Genomic DNA, 3,944 nt, shown 5'->3' on the forward strand with positions numbered 1-3,944 from the left:
GGTTACAACTACCGATTCGGGCCTAAAGTAAAATAGAAATATGTAATATATTGTTAACCTTTGCTTTAAACGATAGAATTATTCTATAAATTTCTTTTTTGCCCCATAGCTTCCAAATATCGGTATACTGTCGCACGGCCGACCCCAATTATCCCTGCAATTTCTTCAGCCGTTTTTCTCTCTCTGTATAGCATTACAGCCGTTTCAGCTTTTTTAATAGCTTCAGGACTAAGACCTTTCTTTTTCCCTCCCATTCTGCCTCTGGCACGGGCAGCTGAAAGGCCAGCTTTAGTACGTTCCCTTATAATATCCCGTTCGAATTCAGCTAATGAAGCAAAAATATTGAGAAAAAAACGACCTTGTGGAGTGGAAGTATCAATCGCATCCTTTAATGACACAAATGCAATTTTTCTTTCTTCAAAATGAGAAAGTAAGTTGATAAGCTCCTTTAATGAGCGTCCCAATCTATCTAATTTGTAGACGATTACTGTGTCCCCTTCCCTGAGCATATCCAACATTTTTATAAGTTGGGGTCGCTCTTTTCCTGAGGATATTTTCTCCTGGAATATTTGCTGGCAGTTAGCAAGTTTTAATTCATCAAGCTGTAGATCCAATACCTGTTCTTGGGTAGAAACCCTTGCATATCCTATTTTCATAATTTGTAGAATTAATTGTATCACGAATCCAATGATTTTTCAAAAATAAGATTTTATTTTGTGAGATAACAATTTGATACTATAATTAAATGAAAAAGAGGCATATTTTGATAATCTTTTATATTATCACAGAACGAACGTTCTATGAGAGAATTTATTAATAGTATTTTAAAAATATATGAGCAGAATAAAATTATTGCAATCTTCCGAAATCAAGATATTTGATTCACCTCCGGTTTTTAATCATGAGCACCGTCTGCAATTCTTTCTAATCAATGAATTTATAGAAATGAAACTGCGTAAATTTCGCACTCCTTATTCAAAGCTGGGATTTATTCTCCAGTTGGGATATTTCAAATGGGTAGGACGCTTCTTTGAAATAAGGAATTTTCATAAACAGGATATTCATTATCTTATTGAGAATATGAGCTTATCCCTTACTTTTGCTGAGTTTCAGATCTACTACACTAAACAAATTGCTTATTACCACAGGGAACAGATTCTAGATTTATGTAGATGGAAACCTTTTGAGGAAGTTATTTTTCGATATCAGATCAAAAGATTGGTAGAAAGGCAGTTAATGCCCCGCAAGGTTCTCTTTGAAATACAGTCTTTTCTTTATCGTACCCAAATGGAAGCTCCGGCGTATGATAAATACTTAAAAATTATCAATCAAACCTTGCTTGAAGTAGGAAAAGATATTAGCACATCATTGGAGCAGCAACTCAATGAAGAACATCGAAAAATATTGGATGGTTTTTTGGAAAAAGCCCACGCTCATCTGAATGCTGATCTGATCCAATACAGGACAATAAATCAATCCATGCGTCCTAAAGATATTGAGAAAAGTTTAGAACAATTTAAAATTTTAAAATCTAAATTAGAATTATTAAAGGTTCCTGTAAAAGCTCTACGTTTATCAGATGCCATTATTGATTATCATGCTTATTGGGCTTCAATTGCTAAAGTAGATAAAATACAACACCACTCTGATAGATATCTATTCTTAATTTGTTTTCTTATTCATCAAGTTCGTAAACGTCATGATTTTTTCATTGATATTCTCTTACAAAATGTAAAATTGGCGCATAATTTTACAAAACGTCTGCAGAAAGAAAGCTATTTTCAAAACCACAAACAACGTACGGCAGCAACACAACTTTTAATAGAAACTCGAATAAGTTATCACAAGCAGTTGCAGAAGGTTAAGATTATTATCCATAGCTCTATAGATGATAGCCAAAAGGTCATCGCAATACAGGAATTATTGGAAACAGAAATTGCTTTAGAGACTGAACAGTTGCAAAAAATAGCTGTATTAGAAAAAGAGATGAATAATGATCCTCAGAGTCAGTATTATCTTCTTTGGGAAAAACGAAGTACATGGCTTTCTAACAGGGTGGGAGCAATTCTCCGAAATATGGTGTTCTCTCAGCATTCAGATCAAGGATTATTATCAGCTGTGGAACAATATACTCTAAAAAACGGAAGAATAAATGCTCCGGCAAAGGATATTACGTGGCTGGATAGCCAGCAACAAGATTTACTTTATACATTAGGGGAAAATGGGAAAGAAAAATTTCGCCCTAGGCTATATAAAATGTTTTTATTTACTGCGGTAGAGAATGGTATAAAGTCAGGAATAATAAATTTTCAACATTCCTACAGATACCGTTTTTTAGAAGAATACCTCATTGATAAAAATGAATGGATATTAAACAGAGATAATCTGTTAAAAGATGCCGGCTTAGTTCATTTTACTGAATTTAAGACTGTTATTGAAGGATTAAAGATACATCTGGAAGAGTTGTATCATGACACTAATGAAAATATGAAAGCAGGTAAGAATGAGTATTTTACATTTAATCGAAAAAGAAAACCACTTATTACAACACCTCCAGTAGAAAAACCGGACACAGAAAAAGTGTCAGCTTACTTCCGGCCTGTCCGTTATATTTCAATCCTTTCATTACTATCAGAAGTGGAAAAAGCTGCCCCTTTTCTACACTTTTTTGGACACCAAAGTAAAACTGATGAAAAAAAACGTCCTAATCCGGAAACCTTTTTTGCAGCTATCCTCGCTTTGGGCTGCAATATTGGAATAGAACGTATGGGAAGAATATCAAAGGGAGTACAACTTACCAATCTTAAACATACCGCCGATTGGTATCTAACGGAACAGGCACTACAAGATGCAAATGATACAATTATCTCAGTTAAAAATAGTTTGGATTTACCACAAGTCCATCGTAAGGATCCTGAACAGTTGCATACAGCCAGTGATGGGCAGAAAATTCTGATAAAAAAAGATTCGCTTAATGCAACTTATTCGACCAAATACCCAGGATTTAGCAAAGCTTCAAGCATTAATACGGCTATTGATGAGCGTTTTGCAACTTACTACTCTGCTGTTATTACCGCCGCTGATAGAGAAGCAGGAAATGTACCTGACATGCATTTGGGAAATCCTGTTATTAAAAGTACAATACATTCTACTGATACCCATGGTGGAACTGAAGTAATATTTGGGATAATGCATTTTTTAGAGATTTTCTTTGCTCCCCGTATCAAAGACTTGGGAACACTAGACCTATATAGTTTCCTTCCTAGAAAATACTATCAAGATCTCGGCTATGATCTCTTACCGGATCATTACATAAATGAAAAGCTTATTGAAGATAACTGGGAGGAAATGTTGAGATTAGTAGTGTCACTGAAACTGGGAAAAACAACGGCTTTCCAGGTGCTTAAAAGAATGAATTCGTATGCCAAGCAAAACCCTCTACAGAAAGCTTTTAAAGAATTTGGCCGAATAATTCGTTCTAGTTTTATTCTCCGTTATTATGATGATCTGGAGTTAAGACAATCTGTAGAAAAACAGTTGAGCCATATCGAAATGATGAATAGATTTGCCAAATCTGTGTTTTTCGGCAATAATCAGGAATTTACTGTAGCCACTAAGTCTGAACAAGAAAAAGGAATTTTATGTAGAAGATTTATTCAAAATGCCATTATCTTATGGAACTATTTGTATTTATCAGATTTACTAACAAAAGTAGAATCAGAAGAGCAGAGGGAAGATATGATTGCTATCATTCGTAATGGGACTGCTGTTGCATGGCAGCATATAAACCTGCTTGGAGAGTACGATTTTAAAATAATTACAAATGAAAAATTAAGATTTAATCTAAAAAAAATATTCGAATGGAAATATAAATATTAAAATACTGATTAACAATGTTTTATGTGCTTCTATTTTACTTTAGGCCCGAATCGGTAGTTGCAACC

General features: G+C 34.2%; 2 protein-coding genes. One reads left to right on the top strand and one right to left on the bottom strand.

Annotated elements, in window-relative coordinates; all coding sequences use genetic code 11:
• Positions 1-83 precede the first annotated feature (83 nt).
• The gene (locus CHRY9293_RS18240; RefSeq protein WP_162034283.1) at positions 84-656 is read right to left on the bottom strand and encodes a recombinase family protein; all 573 of its coding nucleotides are present in this window, start codon (positions 654-656) and stop codon (positions 84-86) included.
• Positions 657-834: 178 nt separating this feature from the next.
• On the opposite strand from CHRY9293_RS18240, the gene CHRY9293_RS18245 reads away from it, so the two are divergent.
• Positions 835-3,879: a Tn3 family transposase gene (locus CHRY9293_RS18245; protein ID WP_162034284.1), complete on the top strand. Its 3,045-nt coding sequence runs from the start codon at positions 835-837 to the stop codon at positions 3,877-3,879.
• Positions 3,880-3,944: the final 65 nt, after the last annotated feature.

Origin of the sequence: Chryseobacterium potabilaquae, from assembly GCF_902728265.1 — a bacterium.
Classification (GTDB): Bacteria; Bacteroidota; Bacteroidia; order Flavobacteriales; family Weeksellaceae; genus Chryseobacterium; species Chryseobacterium potabilaquae.

Coding starts and splice junctions, on each gene's coding strand:
- CHRY9293_RS18240 (WP_162034283.1), bottom strand. CDS start 656: ATGAAAATAGGATATGCAAGGGTTTCTACCCAAGAACAGGTATTGGAT.
- CHRY9293_RS18245 (WP_162034284.1), top strand. CDS start 835: ATGAGCAGAATAAAATTATTGCAATCTTCCGAAATCAAGATATTTGAT.